General features: G+C 54.8%; 14 protein-coding genes. 4 read left to right on the top strand and 10 right to left on the bottom strand.

All coding sequences use genetic code 11. From position 1 onward, the window contains the following. Positions 1 to 215 precede the first annotated feature (215 nt). The 5 genes from phoH to putP all read right to left on the bottom strand — a co-directional run bounded on the left by phoH (position 216) and on the right by putP (position 6,561). The gene (gene phoH / locus OGY35_RS17565) at positions 216 to 1,004 is read right to left on the bottom strand and encodes a phosphate starvation-inducible protein PhoH (protein WP_286632987.1); all 789 of its coding nucleotides are present in this window, start codon (positions 1,002 to 1,004) and stop codon (positions 216 to 218) included. A gap of 519 nt (positions 1,005 to 1,523) precedes the next feature. After that, a complete protein-coding gene (gene efeB / locus OGY35_RS17560; protein WP_286632986.1) occupies positions 1,524 to 2,807 on the bottom strand; it encodes an iron uptake transporter deferrochelatase/peroxidase subunit in 1,284 nt (427 codons plus the stop codon). A gap of 5 nt (positions 2,808 to 2,812) precedes the next feature. After that, a complete protein-coding gene (gene efeO, locus OGY35_RS17555; RefSeq protein ID WP_286632985.1) occupies positions 2,813 to 3,940 on the bottom strand; it encodes an iron uptake system protein EfeO in 1,128 nt (375 codons plus the stop codon). Between the two features lie 56 nt (positions 3,941 to 3,996). Further along, positions 3,997 to 4,830 (bottom strand): iron uptake transporter permease EfeU, encoded by an 834-nt coding sequence (gene efeU / locus OGY35_RS17550; RefSeq protein ID WP_152405122.1) that lies wholly within the window; start codon positions 4,828 to 4,830, stop codon positions 3,997 to 3,999. A 222-nt stretch (positions 4,831 to 5,052) separates the two neighbouring features. Next, a complete protein-coding gene (putP, locus tag OGY35_RS17545; RefSeq protein WP_286632984.1) occupies positions 5,053 to 6,561 on the bottom strand; it encodes a sodium/proline symporter PutP in 1,509 nt (502 codons plus the stop codon). 397 nt (positions 6,562 to 6,958) lie between these two features. On the opposite strand from putP, the gene putA reads away from it, so the two are divergent. Together putA and OGY35_RS17535 are read left to right on the top strand one after the other, a co-directional pair. Beyond that, on the top strand, positions 6,959 to 10,921 hold the full coding sequence (gene putA / locus OGY35_RS17540; protein ID WP_286632983.1) for a trifunctional transcriptional regulator/proline dehydrogenase/L-glutamate gamma-semialdehyde dehydrogenase: 3,963 nt from the start codon (positions 6,959 to 6,961) through the stop codon (positions 10,919 to 10,921). A 59-nt stretch (positions 10,922 to 10,980) separates the two neighbouring features. Beyond that, a complete protein-coding gene (locus OGY35_RS17535) occupies positions 10,981 to 11,376 on the top strand; it encodes a lysozyme inhibitor LprI family protein (RefSeq protein ID WP_152406354.1) in 396 nt (131 codons plus the stop codon). Here the strand turns inward: OGY35_RS17535 and rutR are convergent. Next, positions 11,373 to 12,011, bottom strand: a complete 639-nt coding sequence (gene rutR, locus OGY35_RS17530) for an HTH-type transcriptional regulator RutR (RefSeq protein ID WP_152405125.1) — start codon at positions 12,009 to 12,011, stop codon at positions 11,373 to 11,375. The genes OGY35_RS17535 and rutR overlap by 4 nt on opposite strands. Before the next feature lie 170 nt (positions 12,012 to 12,181). Continuing rightward, positions 12,182 to 12,355, bottom strand: coding sequence for a con-10 family general stress protein (locus OGY35_RS17525; RefSeq protein ID WP_012132907.1), 174 nt, complete (start codon positions 12,353 to 12,355; stop codon positions 12,182 to 12,184). Between the two features lie 404 nt (positions 12,356 to 12,759). On the opposite strand from OGY35_RS17525, the gene wrbA reads away from it, so the two are divergent. Then, on the top strand, positions 12,760 to 13,356 hold the full coding sequence (gene wrbA, locus OGY35_RS17520; protein WP_042319755.1) for an NAD(P)H:quinone oxidoreductase: 597 nt from the start codon (positions 12,760 to 12,762) through the stop codon (positions 13,354 to 13,356). 20 nt (positions 13,357 to 13,376) lie between these two features. Then, complete coding sequence (locus OGY35_RS17515; protein WP_042319758.1) at positions 13,377 to 13,604, top strand: YccJ family protein; 228 nt, start codon at positions 13,377 to 13,379, stop codon at positions 13,602 to 13,604. Between the two features lie 36 nt (positions 13,605 to 13,640). Here the strand turns inward: OGY35_RS17515 and agp are convergent, their stop codons facing one another. The 3 genes from agp to OGY35_RS17500 form a co-directional block, all read right to left on the bottom strand. Further along, positions 13,641 to 14,882, bottom strand: a complete 1,242-nt coding sequence (gene agp / locus OGY35_RS17510) for a bifunctional glucose-1-phosphatase/inositol phosphatase (RefSeq protein WP_286632982.1) — start codon at positions 14,880 to 14,882, stop codon at positions 13,641 to 13,643. Between the two features lie 86 nt (positions 14,883 to 14,968). Beyond that, positions 14,969 to 15,676 carry an ArsR/SmtB family transcription factor gene (locus tag OGY35_RS17505; RefSeq protein WP_286632981.1) on the bottom strand — a complete coding sequence of 236 codons (708 nt, stop codon included), beginning with the start codon at positions 15,674 to 15,676 and terminating at the stop codon, positions 14,969 to 14,971. Positions 15,677 to 15,730: 54 nt separating this feature from the next. Then, on the bottom strand, positions 15,731 to 16,498 hold the full coding sequence (locus OGY35_RS17500; protein ID WP_286632980.1) for a sulfite exporter TauE/SafE family protein: 768 nt from the start codon (positions 16,496 to 16,498) through the stop codon (positions 15,731 to 15,733). Positions 16,499 to 16,516: the final 18 nt, after the last annotated feature.

The following is a 16,516-nucleotide window of genomic DNA, read 5'->3' as shown; positions in this document are numbered from 1 at the left end:
TTTCCGAAGAATAAGTAAAGTATAGAAAAGAATGAATGGCAATTAGCTTGCAAATTAATATTACCCATCGAAATTAGTAAAGGTGAAATATAAATTACACTTCGGCTTAAATATTTTTCTTTTCATTGTGGGGTATTATTAAAAAACATAGTGTTCGTTCTTTGCGTAACAATAAAAACAAAGCCCGGTCTCCCGGGCTCTGAACACAATGGTGCTTAGCTGTACGCATTCAGCGTTCGTTGGCAGAGCGCCGAGCGAACGCAATCATCTTTACTGAAGCGGACAATCCCTATCATCTCATCTTCTTTAAAGCGGCCCAGCGCGTCACTGAGTCCTGACTGAACGTGAGAGGGTAAATCGCACTGGGTAATGTCCCCATTTACGATAACCGTCACGTTCTCCCCGAGGCGCGTTAAGAACATCTTCATTTGCGCAGCAGTGACGTTCTGAGCCTCGTCGAGAATGACCACTGCATTTTCAAATGTACGTCCGCGCATATAGGCGAACGGCGCGATTTCCACCTTACCGATTTCAGGTCGCAGGCAATACTGCATAAAGGATGCCCCCAGTCGTTTTACCAGGACGTCGTAAACCGGCCGGAAATACGGGGCAAACTTCTCCGATACATCCCCAGGTAAGAAGCCGAGATCTTCATCAGCCTGCAGAACTGGACGGGTGACAATGATCCTGTCTACATCTTTATGTATCAGGGCCTCTGCTGCTTTTGCCGCACTGATCCAGGTTTTGCCACACCCGGCTTCGCCCGTAGCGAAAATCAGTTGTTTACTCTCGATAGCATTCAGGTAGTGCGATTGAGCCTCATTGCGCGCCATGACAGGCGTGGTGTCGCGACTGTCGCGCGCCATGCCTATCGCTTCTACGCCACTCATCTGCACAAGCGAGGTGACCGATTCTTCTTCACGCTGTTTATGACTACGTGAGTCCCGTCTCAGCACACGTTTTGCTTCACGACGAGCTTTGATCACTGCTTTTTGTCTTCCCATGGATAGCACCTTGAGTTGTTGGTATTCATCACACGCGCCGCTGGCAGCGCGATTATGCGCACGAACATCTGAGGGTTGGCTTCCTTGTAAGCCATAGCTTGCCTTTGGAAAAGACGCCACACACGGCTACGCGCACCGAATATGGCGTCAGTAACACGAGTAAGAGAGGAAAGTGAGTGAAATTTAGCGGTGACGAGGTTGCTACCGGAGGAGAGACTTCCGCGTAAGGGACGGCAATAACTGTCAGAAACGTGTCCACGAGAGGACTTTACCATTCGCGATCTCCATAGTGAATAAGCATCACAGCCGGGAACTACCGCTATTACGTATAATTACATCAGAACTTAGCAAGAACGCAACAATAATTTTACCTGACGTTAACTAAATTCTCATTTTCTGCTGGCAACAGTCTCTTACGGGGATATTACAAAATTATTTCAAAAAACGGATCATATAAAAAAAGAATATTTTCATAAGCGTGAGACACAGCATACCCCGCCCGCAGACGGGGTTTCACTGTCAGGCTTCAAGCAAAGACTGGCCCAGATAGCGATCGGCCTGCTTAACACCCGGTAGTGCGAAGAAATAACCTCCGCCAATCGGCTTAACGTACTCTTCCAGCGCTTCACCATTCAACCGCTTCTGCACGGTCAGAAACCCTTTTTCCAGATCATGTTGATAGCAGACAAACAACAATCCCATATCCAGCTGTCCGGAGGGCGTCACGCCGAGGGAATAGCTATAGCCGCGGCGCATCATCAGGCTTGACTGCGTCTGCGCCGTACGCGGGTTCGCCAGACGAATGTGGCTGTCCAGCGCAATAACATTGCCCTCCGGGTCGCTGGCGTAATCCGGCACGTCATGCTCGTGCTGCATACCCAGCGGCGCGCCGGAGTGCTTATCGCGACCAAAAATGGTTTGCTGCTCTTTGAGCGGCGTGCGGTCCCAGAATTCGACGCGAAACTGAATCAGACGTACAGCCTGATAAGACCCGCCGATTGTCCACTCTGGTTCCCCCTGCTCCGCCGTTACCCACACCACGTCCTGCATCAGTTTTGCATCGCTGCTGTCCGGGTTCGCCGTGCCGTCTTTAAAGCCCAGTAAATTGACCGGGGTCTCTTTACCTTTACTGCGTGCTGCATGGTCGGAAATAAACCCTTCCCGCTTCCAGCGAACGCTCAGTAAATCCGGCGTGTGCTTGATGACATCACGCAAGGCATGGATCACCGTGTCCTGAGTGTTGGCGCAAATCTGCAGCAGCACATCCCCATGACAAAGCGCCGCATCCAGCGAGTCATTCGGGAAGCGGGTCATTTTTTGCAACGTCTTTGGCATCTGTGCCTGCAGCCCAAAGCGATCATCAAACAGCGAATACCCCACCGACAGCGTCATGGTCAGGTTATCCGGCGCGATGAAGGCACCGAGGATCCCGGAGTCCATCGGCGGCAAACGCGGATTCGCCGTTTCCGGCGCCGGTCCGCCGGTGGTCAGGAAGGCGATGCGTTTCGTCAGCAGGCGAAACAGTCGTTCAAGATCACCTTTGTCGGTCGCCAGTACGTCAAACGCTACCAGCATCATTGAGGCCTGTTGTGGCGTCAAAATACCCGCCTGATGGGGACCATAAAAAGGTTGTGTTTCGCTACGAGCATCCGGTGACAAGGTACCCGGCGCGCTTTGCGGTTTTTGCGCGTGCGCAACCGGGCAACCACCGACTAATGCCAGCGCGCCACCAAGCGCGCCCATTCCTTTCAACAAACGTCGGCGTGACGGTTCGCTCACGCCGTTTTTATCATCATGCTGCATGGTGCTTAATCCAGACCCAGTACACCGCGTAATTGCGCGAGATCTTCCGCCAGCGTCGTAATCGGGCCTTTCAGCGCGTTACGGTCCGCATCGGTCAGTTTATCGTAAGTCTCAAAACCATCTTTAGTGCGATATTTGGCAAGGATGGTGTCCACTTTTTTAAAGTTCGCATCCACTTTCGCCAGCAACTCCGCGTTGGATTTCTGCAGTTGCGGACGCAGCAGGTTTACTATCTTCTGCGCACCGTCAACGTTAGCCTGAAAATCCCACAGGTCAGTGTGGCTGTAACGGTCTTCTTCGCCGCTGATTTTACTGGCCGCGACTTCTTCAATCAGCCCTGCCGCGCCGCCAACCACTTTGGACGGCGGGAAGGCCAGTTCACTGATGCGTTTTTGCAGTTCCAGCACATCGGTATTCAACCGATCGGCGTATTTCTCCATCCCTTTGGTCGAGTTATCACCAAACAGCGCTTTTTCCAGACGGTGGAAGCCGGTAAATTTCGGATCGGCGGCTTTTTGTTCGTAGTCGTCTTCACGGGCATCGATACTGCCGTCAAGATCGGAGAACAGCTCAGCAATTGGCTCAATACGCTCGTAGTGCTGACGGGTTGGTGCATACAGCGACTTCGCTTTCTCCAGATCGCCCGCTTTAATGGCATCAGTGAAGGCTTTGGTTCCCGCAACCAGCTGCGCGGTCTCTTCGGTCACATAGGCTTTATAGTCGGTGATGGCACCGCCCAGACTCAGCAACGCATCACTCTGTGCGGCATCTGCCGTCGCGCTGCCTTTGACAATCAGCTTCCCTTTCGGATTGGTCAGCAGGCCGCAGGTCATGTCATATTCGCCCGGTTGCAGATTGGCCGTCATCTTCTGGCTGAATCCCGGCGCAATGTTTTCGCGCTCTTCAACCACCATCACGCCCTTCAGGATCTCCCATTCCAGCGCTTTCTGACTGTGGTTTCGAATGAGGAACTGTGTTTTGCCGGCATTAACCGTAATGCTCATCGGCTCACATTGTTTATCGGTTACCGTAACGTTAACCTGCGGAATATCCGCAGCATGGGCAGTAAAAGCAGAAGCAAACAGCGCAGCCATGCCAAGCTGCAGCGCACTACGGCGAAAGTGATTCGTCATGACCATCCCTTTAAATAAGTATGTTGTAACTAAGTAAATGTCTGCGTCGCAAAGCGTCAAGGTGCTGTGCGGGACGCGGTTGTGCCTGTGCGCGGCGGCAATGCAAATACCACCAGCGCCGGTATCAAGTAGATAAACCAGACCGCGACCTCACTGACGCTCGGGGCTTCCTGGTAGCCAAAAATGCCTTCCATCAGGGTGCCAAACAGAGAATGCGTCGAAAGGATGGCGCTCATATCAAAAGCCACGTCCTGGAAGTGGTTCCACAATCCGGCCTCATGGAAGGCGCGAATCGCGCCCGCAGCAAGACCTGCTGCCACCAACAAAATGAACAGGCTGGTCCACTTGAAGAAGGCGCCCAGATTCAGGCGAATACCGCCCCAGTAGAGTAAGAAACCGAGAACAACAGCGGTCGCCAGTCCCAGCATTGCGCCAACCGGCGGCCAGATCCCGACGTCCTGTTGGAAGGCGGCCAGCAGGAAAAAAACGGATTCCAGCCCTTCGCGCGCCACGGCGAAAAAGACCATCATGATCAGCGCCCAACCGTGGTGGTTGCCGCGCTGTAAGGCGCTGTCGACCGCCTGTTCCAGTTGAACTTTGACGTTGCGCGAAACCTTACGCATCCAGAACACCATCCAGGTGAGGATCACCACGGCAATCACCGCAACGAGACCTTCAAACAGTTCCTGCTCCTTCTGCGGAAACTCACCGGTGGTCTCGTTGATAAAGATCCCTAACCCGAGGCAAAGCGCCGCCGCCAGAAATACGCCAATCCACATCACGCCAATCCAACGACCCCGTTGGGTGCGCTTCAGATAACTGGCAATCAGGCTGACAATCAGCGCGGCTTCCAGCCCTTCACGCAACATAATTAGAAACGGAACAAACATGCCTGACACCCTTAAACGTTATTCTTAGTCAACTGATGCAAAGAAAGGTAAATTACAGTGATAGTGATTATCATTACGAAAGAAGAAAACTCAAGCGGAATGTAATGATAATGATGTCAGAATGTAAATGCTTAGCAGAATAATGGTTATTGCAGGAAGTCATCGCTGACAGCGACAAAAAAGCCCGCACGAAGCGGGCCTGATATTCAGTGGACTGAAGCGTTAGCTTTCCTGCAAACGCGACGGCGGTGCGGAGTGGTAGTGCGCATCTGCCTCAGCAAAGCGTTTGAGCATCGCCGGGGATGGCGCTTTACCCAACAGACTGAAGACGACGATACCGAGGCTACCGAAGATAAAGCCCGGAATGATTTCGTACAGATCCAGCCAGTCAAAATGTTTCCAGACGATCACCGTCAGTGCGCCGATAATCATCCCGGCCAGCGCACCGTTACGGGTCATGCGCGGCCACATCACGGAGAACAGCACCACCGGACCAAACGCGGCGCCAAAACCGGCCCAGGCGTAGCTCACCAGACCCAGCACCCGGTTCTCCGGGTTCGCCGCCAGAGCGATGGCCACCAGCGCGACCACCAGCACCATAATGCGACCTACCCAGACCAGTTCCTGCTGGCTGGCATTTTTACGCAGGAACGCTTTGTACAGATCCTCAGTGATGGCGCTGGAGCACACCAGCAGCTGGCAGCTCAGCGTTGACATCACCGCCGCAAGAATTGCAGACAGCAGGATACCGGCAATCCATGGGTTAAACAGGATTTGCGCCAGTTCAATGAACACGCGCTCCGCGTTCTGATTCACGGAACCTGCCAGCGCTGGGTTATTATTGAAATATGCAATACCGAAGAAACCGACCGCAACCGCGCCCGCAAGACAGAGGATCATCCAGGTCATGCTGATACGGCGCGCATGCACGATGCTGTGGTGGGAATCCGCCGCCATAAAACGCGCCAGAATGTGCGGCTGACCAAAGTAGCCAAGACCCCAGCCCATCAGGGAGATGATGGCGACAACGTTCAGCCCTTTGAGCATATCGACGTTTTCAATACTCTTTTGCTTGATGACTTCCAGCGAATCGCCAAAGCCCCCAACGCTAATGATGACGATCACCGGCGTCAGGATCAGCGCAAAAATCATCAGGCTGGCCTGCACGGTATCCGTCCAGCTTACCGCGAGGAATCCGCCAATAAAGGTATAGATGATGGTGGCTGCCGCGCCCGCCCACAGTGCGGTTTCATAGCTCATGCCAAAGGTGCTTTCAAACAGACGCGCCCCAGCCACAATGCCGGACGCACAGTAAATAGTGAAGAACAGCAAAATCACCAGCGCGGAGATAATGCGCAGAACCCGGCTCTTATCCTCAAAGCGCCCGGTGAAATAATCCGGCAACGTCAGGGCGTTATTATTATATTCGGTATGCACGCGAAGACGTCCGGCCACCAACTTCCAGTTGATCCACGCCCCTAGAGTCAGGCCGATGGCAATCCAGCTTTCTGAAATCCCCGAAATGAAAATCGCGCCCGGTAAGCCCATCAACAGCCAGCCGCTCATATCCGATGCGCCTGCGGATAACGCCGTCACGAAAGGCCCAAGGCTGCGGCCCCCCAGAATATAATCATCAAAGTTCTTGGTTGAACGCCAGGCGATAAAACCAATCAATATCATGCCAAAAATGTAGACACAGAACGTCACCAGCATCGGTGTACTCATTGCCATAAACTCTCCAGACTCTTCTGTTTTATTGCCCTGCCGGAACGTGGCAAAGCATGTTGTATTTCCCAGGCGACCGTATCCTGCCGGAAGCGTGAGTTATTCACAATCGATTTAACACATCATTTACATCAAATTTTGCTGCCAATGAACTCTAATTTTCGCCAGGTTGCACTCTCTCACACTTTTTCCGGTTGCACCTTTTAAAAGTGTTAAGTGTCGCAGAGAAAAAGATAGCGTTATTACTTTTCCCAACGTCATACATCTTTCTTTTATTAACATTTCATTCATTTTTAAGCTTGTCGTACAGGTCACATTTAACGTGGTTGCACAAAGTTGCAACATGGTGGATATTTCTCGATAACTATAAGCAGTGCATTATCGAACAACAGGAGCAGATGGCATGGGAACCACCACGATGGGGGTTAAACTGGATGACGCAACGCGCGAGCGTATTAAGTCAGCGGCAACGCGAATTGATCGCACCCCGCACTGGTTGATTAAGCAGGCAATCTTTAATTACCTGGAAAAACTGGAAAACGATGACACGCTACCAGAACTTCCTGCGCTGTTAGCCGGAGCCGCCAACGAAGGCGATGAGTCGACGGCACCGCAGGAAGAGATCCATCAGCCTTTCCTGGAATTTGCCGAACAGATCCTCCCTCAGTCGGTCTCTCGTTCCGCCATCACCGCCGCGTACCGCCGCTCTGAAACTGACGCCGTTTCGATGCTGATGGAGCAGGCGCGTCTGCCGCAGCCGGTGGCCGAACAGGCCCACAAACTGGCTTACCAACTGGCGGATAAACTGCGTAATCAGAAATCGGCCAGTGGTCGTGCCGGTATGGTGCAGGGGCTGTTGCAGGAGTTCTCCCTCTCCTCGCAGGAAGGGGTGGCGCTGATGTGCCTGGCGGAAGCGCTGCTGCGTATTCCGGATAAAGCCACGCGCGACGCCTTAATCCGCGACAAAATTAGCAACGGCAACTGGCAGTCACACATTGGCCGCAGCCCGTCGCTGTTCGTCAACGCGGCCACCTGGGGTCTGCTGTTTACCGGTCGTCTGGTTTCCACCCATAACGAAGCCAGCCTTTCGCGCTCCCTGAACCGCATTATCGGTAAAAGCGGTGAACCGCTGATCCGCAAAGGCGTCGATATGGCGATGCGCCTGATGGGGGAACAATTCGTCACCGGGGAAACCATTGCTGAGGCGCTGGCAAATGCCCGCAAGCTGGAAGAAAAAGGTTTCCGTTACTCCTACGATATGCTGGGTGAAGCCGCGCTGACCGCTGCCGACGCACAGGCCTATATGGTCTCCTATCAACAGGCGATTCATGCAATTGGTAAAGCGTCGAACGGGCGCGGGATCTATGAGGGGCCTGGGATCTCTATCAAGCTCTCTGCCCTGCACCCGCGTTACAGCCGCGCCCAGTACGATCGGGTGATGGAAGAATTATATCCACGCCTGAAGTCGCTAACGCTGATGGCGCGCCAGTATGATATTGGCATCAATATCGATGCCGAAGAGGCTGACCGTCTGGAGATCTCCCTCGATCTGCTGGAAAAACTGTGTTTCGAACCTGAACTGGCCGGCTGGAACGGTATTGGCTTCGTGATTCAGGCCTACCAGAAACGCTGTCCGTTCGTCATCGATTACCTGACAGACCTGGCAACCCGTAGCCGTCGTCGCCTGATGATTCGTCTGGTCAAAGGTGCTTACTGGGATAGCGAGATCAAACGCGCCCAGATGGACGGTCTGGAGGGCTATCCGGTTTACACTCGCAAGGTCTACACCGACGTCTCCTATCTTGCCTGCGCGAAGAAACTGCTCGCCGTGCCGAATCTCATCTACCCGCAATTTGCGACCCATAACGCCCATACGCTGGCCGCCATTTATCAACTGGCCGGACAGAACTACTATCCGGGCCAGTATGAGTTCCAGTGTCTGCACGGGATGGGTGAGCCGCTGTACGAACAGGTCACCGGTAAAGTCGCGGATGGCAAACTGAACCGTCCGTGCCGTATTTATGCGCCGGTTGGCACCCATGAAACGCTGCTGGCGTACCTGGTACGCCGTCTGCTGGAAAACGGCGCCAATACCTCCTTTGTTAACCGCATTGCGGATACCACGCTGCCGCTGGACGAACTGGTGGCCGATCCGGTCGACGCCGTCGAGAAGCTGGCGCAGCAGGAAGGTCAAACCGGTCTGCCGCATCCGAAAATCCCCCTGCCGCGCGATTTGTACGGCAAAGGTCGCGATAACTCGGCCGGTCTGGATCTTTCCAACGAACATCGTCTGGCCTCGCTCTCCTCTGCCCTGCTCAACAGCGCGCTGCAAAAATGGCGGGCGCTACCGATGCTCGACACACCGGTTGCCGAGGGGGAAATGAGTCCGGTGGTCAACCCGGCAGAGCCGAAAGACATCGTTGGCTATGTGCGTGAAGCCAGTGAAGAGGAAGTGGAACAGGCGTTGCAAAGTGCGGTGAACAACGCGCCCATCTGGTTTGCGACACCGCCACAAGAACGTGCCGCCATCCTCCATCGCGCAGCCGTGTTGATGGAAGGCCAGATGCAACAGCTGATCGGCATTCTGGTACGCGAAGCCGGTAAAAGCTTCGCCAACGCCATTGCCGAAGTGCGAGAAGCGGTAGATTTCCTGCACTATTACGCCGGCCAGGTCCGTGACGATTTTGATAATGAAACTCACCGCCCGCTCGGTCCGGTTGTCTGTATCAGCCCGTGGAACTTCCCGCTGGCTATCTTCTGCGGACAGATTGCCGCGGCGCTGGCCGCAGGCAACAGCGTCCTGGCAAAACCGGCAGAACAGACGCCGCTTATCGCGGCCCAGGGGATTGCCATCTTGCTGGAAGCTGGCGTACCGCCGGGCGTGATACAACTGTTGCCTGGACGGGGTGAAACGGTAGGCGCGAAGCTGACTTCCGACAGTCGTGTGCGCGGCGTGATGTTTACGGGTTCGACCGAGGTGGCGACGCTGCTGCAACGTAACATCGCAACGCGTCTGGATGCTCAGGGTCGTCCGATTCCGCTGATCGCCGAAACGGGCGGCATGAACGCGATGATCGTTGACTCGTCCGCCCTCACCGAACAGGTCGTGATCGACGTACTGTCCTCGGCGTTTGATAGCGCCGGGCAGCGTTGTTCCGCACTGCGCGTGCTCTGTTTGCAGGATGATATCGCCGACCACACGCTGAAAATGCTGCGTGGCGCGATGGCCGAATGTCGGATGGGCAACCCAGGGCGTCTGACGACCGATATCGGTCCGGTTATCGACAGTGAAGCCAAATCCAACATTGAACATCACATTCAGGCTATGCGGGCGAAAGGTCGTCCCGTGTTCCAGGCCGCACGTGAAAACAGCGAAGATATCCGTGAGTGGCAGAGTGGTACATTCGTTGCGCCAACCCTGATTGAGCTGGAAAGCGTTGACGAGTTGCAAAAAGAGGTCTTTGGTCCGGTTCTGCACGTCGTGCGTTATAACCGCAACAACCTGGACGCGCTGATTGCGCAGATCAACGCCTCTGGCTACGGCCTGACGCTGGGCGTTCACACTCGTATTGATGAAACCATCGCCCAGGTCACCGGCTCGGCGCACGTGGGTAACCTGTACGTCAACCGTAATATGGTGGGGGCGGTCGTCGGCGTACAACCGTTCGGCGGCGAAGGGCTGTCGGGTACCGGTCCGAAAGCCGGTGGGCCGCTCTATCTCTACCGTCTGCTGGCAAACCGTCCGGAGAATGCGCTGTCTATAACCCTGGCGCGTCAGGATGCGGACTACCCGGTGGACGCCCAACTCAAAGCTGTGCTGACCCAGCCGCTGGAAGCGCTCAGCGAGTGGGCAGCCGATCGCCCTGCGTTGCGCCAACGCTGTCAGCAGTTTGGCGAACTGGCGCAGGCAGGTACGCAGCGTCTGCTACCGGGTCCCACCGGTGAGCGTAACACCTGGACACTGTTACCGCGTGAGCGCGTGTTGTGTATCGCGGATGATGAACAGGATGCGCTGGTACAACTTGCCGCCGTCACCTCGGTCGGTAGTCTGATTTTGTGGCCTGACGATGCCTTCCACCGGGACCTGGCGAAACGTCTGCCGGCAGCGGTTTCCGCCCGTGTTGAGTTTGCGAAAACCGACAGCCTGACGACGCAGGCGTTCGATGCGGTGATCTTCCACGGTGATTCCGATCAGCTTCGCGCCCTGTGTGAAGCGATTGCAGCCCGTGAAGGCGCGATTGTCTCGGTGCAAGGTTTCGCCCGTGGCGAAAGCAATATTCTGCTGGAGCGACTGTACGTCGAACGCTCGTTGAGCGTGAACACGGCCGCCGCCGGGGGGAACGCAAGCCTGATGACAATTGGCTAAGGCTGTGGTTAATTAAGGCTCCGGAAACGGGGCCTTTTTTTATGGATCCAGAGGGAATGATGAAACGAATACTACTCACCTGCGCTGCGCTGCTGCTCAGCGGTCAGGTGCTGGCCGATGATTGCGCAAATGCCAGCACGCAAGCGGAAATGAATGCCTGTGCCGTTACCCAGTACCAGACGGCAGACAAAGAATTGAATGAAACGTATCAGAATGCGCTGAAACGCGCGGCCCCGCCCCAGCAGGCGCTGCTGAAAAAGGCGCAGACCGCGTGGATAGCCATGCGCGATGCCGACTGCGCGCTCATCAGCTCCGGCACCGAGGGCGGTAGCGCTCAGGCGATGATCGCCAATCAGTGTCTGGCGGATAAGACCGCCGAACGGGAAGCGTTTCTCGCCTCACTGCTACAGTGCGAAGAAGGCGATATGAGCTGTCCGCTGCCGCCAGCCAATTAACGGACGCGAATTCCCTCAATAATCATGCGCTGAACGTTCTCAACCGTCTGATTAAAAAAGGTTTCGTCACGCAGCGTTGCGCCCGTCACCGCCTCCACCTGAGGTGCGAAATCGGCGTAATGCTGTGTTGAGGCCCAAATCATGAAGATCAGATGCTGCGGGTCGATCGGCGCCAGTTTGCCACTCTTCACCCACCCCGCAATCAGCGCGGACTTCTCATCAATCAGCGTTTTCAGATCGCCGGTCAATTCATTCATCAACAGCGGTGCACCGGCCAGCATCTCCATGCAGAAAAGGCGTGAGGCCTGCGGGTAGTCGCGAGACACTTCCAGCTTCAGCCGGATGTACTCTTCAATGGCGGCCAGCGGCGCAAAATCTTCACGAAAGGCCTTTAAGGGTGCCAGCCAGATATCCAGAATCTGTCGTAGCACTGCCACATACAACGCCTCTTTTGACGGGTAGTAATAAAGGAGATTGGTTTTGGAGACGCCGGCCTGTTCGGCAATTTGCTCAATGCGTGTGCCGTGAAAACCATATTGTGAGAACGCATTTAATGCGGCCGTCAGAATCGCCTCGCGTTTCGCACTGACCGCCTGCGAGCGCTTACCTGTTTTTTTCCCCGCATGTTGAACCATGCCCCTCTCCTTGTTCCGTAAATCTGGCAGTGGCGCATAGTCTGCGGGGCGTTTCATTTCAGTTCAACCTGACAGGCAAAAAAAACCGCCGGAGGATCCGGCGGCGGTGGCATCATCACGCAGAGATAGCACGCTTTCGTGATGATTTTCCGGGGTAGCAGGCCAGGCCTTTACGAATTGCGGTTGCCGTGGCTACTTTTGCCCCCTTTCTTACCGGCTTCTGATGCACGCTGCGGGTCATTCTTGAAATTCCCCCCACTATGCTGACCACCTTTACGACCTGCTTCTGATGCTCTTTCACGGTCTTCGGCAAAATTGCCGGAGCCGCCGCGATGGTTTGCCATTTCTGACCTCCGTCATTGATTAGACATCGTCGTGCCCAGGTGTCGGGGAGTTTCCCCTCGCGGCGTATGACTGACGCCATAACGTTCGCCGCGTGGAACTAAGCATAGTGAACACCGGTCGTTCAGGAGGAGATTTGTAATATTCTGTAATATCTTTGCCCGCGTATGGCTTTATTGTGGTCAACAAACCGCATAATTGTTTCTTATGGCAAAAGAAAGCCCGCGCGGAAAAAATGTATCATGATAATTCATGAACGCTCCGTCGGCATGAGGCCGCTAAATATCATGATTAAATTTATTATAAATCAAAGAAATGTTTCTAAAGCTTGCACTCTCGTCGACACGACTTATCTTTAAATAAGTGCAGCAATGAGCTGCTTTCGATAAACCGAGGAGTAGTGCAAATGGCAAAAGTTCTGGTGCTTTATTATTCCATGTACGGACACATCGAAACGATGGCACATGCGGTGGCAGAAGGAGCAAGCAAAGTGAATGGCGCGGAGGTCACCATCAAACGCGTACCAGAAACGATGCAGGCGGAAATCTTCGCTAAAGCAGGCGGTAAAACACAAAATGCCCCCGTCGCAACCCCGCAGGAACTGGCTGATTATGACGCCATTATTTTTGGTACGCCGACACGCTTTGGCAATATGTCAGGTCAGATGCGTACCTTCCTGGATCAGACAGGTGGACTGTGGGCGTCTGGCGCGCTGTATGGCAAACTCGCCAGCGTTTTCAGTTCTACCGGGACAGGCGGCGGCCAGGAACAAACTATTACGTCCACATGGACTACACTTGCCCATCATGGGATGGTGATTGTCCCTATCGGCTACGCCGCACAAGAGCTGTTTGATGTTTCGCAGGTTCGCGGTGGTACGCCTTATGGCGCAACGACCATTGCCGGTGGTGACGGTTCACGCCAGCCAAGTCAGGAAGAACTCTCTATTGCGCGTTATCAGGGCGAATACGTTGCCGGTCTGGCAGTGAAGCTCAACGGCTAATCTTCAACGGGAGGATAAGAATGCCAACTCAAGAAGCGAAAGCTCATCACGTCGGTGAGTGGGCAAGTCTGCGCAATACATCGCCAGAAATAGCCGAAGCCATATTTGAAGTTGCCGGATATGACGAGAAGCTGGCAGAAAAAATTTGGGAAGAAGGCAGTGATGAAGTACTCATTAAAGCCTTTGATAAGACAGATAAAGACGCGCTCTTCTGGGGCGAACAAACCATCGAACGCAAAAACGTTTAATCCGTCAGTTCCCCCGCTCGCGCGGGGGAATCTCACTTACTTCGCGGCCTCATTCAGCAGCGCGTCAAACTTGTCAATCGGACAGAAACCATTCGCATCAATCGGGCATCCTTTCAGCTCCAGCGTGACGCGTTGCGCCGGTGCTTTCAGCGTCAGCACATCCGCATTACGCAACTGATCTGAACTCTGATACACATACTCGATTTTCATCAGATCGCGGTTGGCTTTCGTGTCATGCCAGCGCTGGAACACAATCTTGCCACCGATCGGCGTACGTTCGTTCTGATCGTGTAGCTGATAGGGTTTGAACTCCAGTGCGGAGAGCAGCGAGGCGATGTTTGAATCATGCCCCACCAGCACGGTGATTTTCGGCGCTTTCGCCTGTTCGGTTACCAGCGTTTTGTCGATGTATTTCACCAGCGGTTTCGCGACATTGCGCGCGACTTCCGCAGAGGTAAACAGGCTGTCCTGGTAGCCGTTTTTCAGTTTCGACAACACCTTCCATTGCTGATCGGATTTAATTTCACCCCAGGCCACCTGATCCATCGGGAATCCTTCGTAGTATTGCAGCGTGAAGGCGTCCACCAGCGAATTCCCCACTTTCAGCGGTCCGGAGACCCCCGGTTCCTGCTCATCGTTCGCGCTGAAGGTGTCTTTGGCCTCCGTCAGAGAACACTGCTGTTTCTCCTTGCACGAAGGTGAATCTTTGTAGTTGATCATCTGCTCCAGCAACTTGTAGCTGTCATCAAGTTGCATCTGGCTACGTTCTTTTTCCATCGCCTGCACGGCTTTCTCACGGAAAGCCGCCGAGTCATCGGTGATCACCGGGTTGAAGGTTGGGTCCATGGTGCCCATTTTTTCCTGGTGATGTACCGGAACATCACAACCGGGGAACGCGCCGGTGATAAAGAACTGGGCGGTCGCCACCGTACGTTGCAGACTGTTAGCATAGGTATAGACCGTCTCCGGTGCCGGGCACTCGCCGGATTTCACCATCCCCTGCTCTGCCAGCCATTCACGCATGTAATGACCCATATACACTTCCAGCACGCCACCTTTGGTGGTGAGCTGTCCGCCCGGCACATCCCATTCAGGCCACTTATTCGGTGTGGACTGCTCCAGCACGCTGCCATTATTCGCCAGCGGTGCGCGTAAGTTGTGTCGACTCATCATCAATACTTGCTGTAGCTGATAGCCTTCCGGCGCGGCTTGCGCCTGTGCTGCAGAAGACAACATCACAACCCCTGCCACAGCGGCGGCAATTAACGATTTGTTCATCCCTACGACCTCGCGTTGTTATTCGTCATCCATAATTGTGACAGATATATTACACTTTTCCGGGAACGAGACCGCAAAACCGGGATTCAGCGCATCATCTGGATGCCAAATATCATTTGCAGCTTGCGGGTCCCGGAAGGCGTGAAGGTGACATGGCGGCTTCCCGGTGTCGTGTTGATCCACCGTTGCCCGGCAAACCAGGTCAGCAGCGCTGCGCCGAGCATGCCGCCCAGATGATAACGTCGCTCACTCCAGTCCAGACAGCCGCAGCTAAATTTGCGTCGTGACGCGCTGGCCTGTACCACGACGCCCAGTTCCGCCAGTTTTTCTTCCCCCAGAGGCGTCAGCGTTTCGCCATCCGCCGTCAGCCACTGACGGGAAACCAGCGTATCAAACAGCCTCACCGCCACTTCCCCCGCCAGATGGTCATAACAGGTCCGGGCCTGTCGTAAACCCGGCGGGGTGCTGATTTTTCGCGAAGCGGTTGATGCCCAGGCCACTCCCATCAGGCGCTCCAGCAGTTCAGCAATGTCAGCACTTGCCAGGCGAAAATAGCGATGCCGCCCCTGGGAGAGCGAAACCACAAACCGCTGCTCGCACAGACGGGCCAGATGCGCACTGGCGGTGGAGGCTGAAATATCCGCCACCGCACTCAGTTCCGTCGCCGTCCATGCCCGACCGTCCATCAGCGCACACAGCATTCGGGATCGCGATTTGTCCGCCATCACCGCCGCCGTCAGCGCCATTCGCGACTCCAGTTCGCCTTCTTCTTCATTCACGACTACTGACGTCATACAAACCTCTCTGCCTAGGGGATGATTTAACGATGGCACGAATGTGTTATTAAGTCACAGCGCGGATGATGATGCACGGAACATCATTTCCACGCTCAGTCCCATCAGACAGAATAAAAAGCAGCGTTTAAAGACAACGGGCGAGATCGCTCGTCGGATACGGGTGCCGGCCCACTGGCCGATCAGCGCCGGAACGATGGCGAATACCGATAAGCTCATCGACTGCACGGGTAGCGCGCCGTGCCACCACAGTCCCAGCGCTAACGCCAGCGTGGAAAAGGTAAAAGAGATACCGAGCGCCTGGACCAGTTCATCCTTCCCGAAACCCAGCGACTGGATCCACGGCACCGCCGGCATCACAAAAACGCCCGTTCCGCCGGTCAACAACCCCGTGGCAAAGCCGACAATCAGCGAGACTGGCTTTTCACGCTGGGGTGAAACCGCGATCCGTTTTCCCGCCAGAGTCCAGAGCGCATACACCATCAGCGCCAACCCCAGTGCAAACTGAGTGCGGGAGGTCTCGCCGCCCGTGATCCAGACGCTGGCCAACAGCGTGGCAATCACTACCGTAAGCAGCATCGGCCATAACCGCTTCAGCAACGTTCGGGTATTCCCGCCACCGCCAAACTGAAACAGATTACTGACCAGTGAAGGCAACAGCAGCATGGCCGCCGCCGCAACCGGTGAGATCAGCGAACCGAGGATCCCCATCGCCACGGTGGGCAACCCCATGCCGGTGACGCCTTTCACCATCCCGGCAAGGACAAAGGTCAAGGCAATCATCACTATCTGCTCGGGGTCGAATGCAAAAAGAAGGGTCATGCTTCCTGTTCCTGTCAG

The organism is Citrobacter sp. Ct235 (assembly GCF_030332305.1).
Classification (GTDB): Bacteria; Pseudomonadota; Gammaproteobacteria; order Enterobacterales; family Enterobacteriaceae; genus Citrobacter_A; species Citrobacter_A telavivensis.
This window is presented reverse-complemented; position numbering and strand designations above follow the sequence as displayed.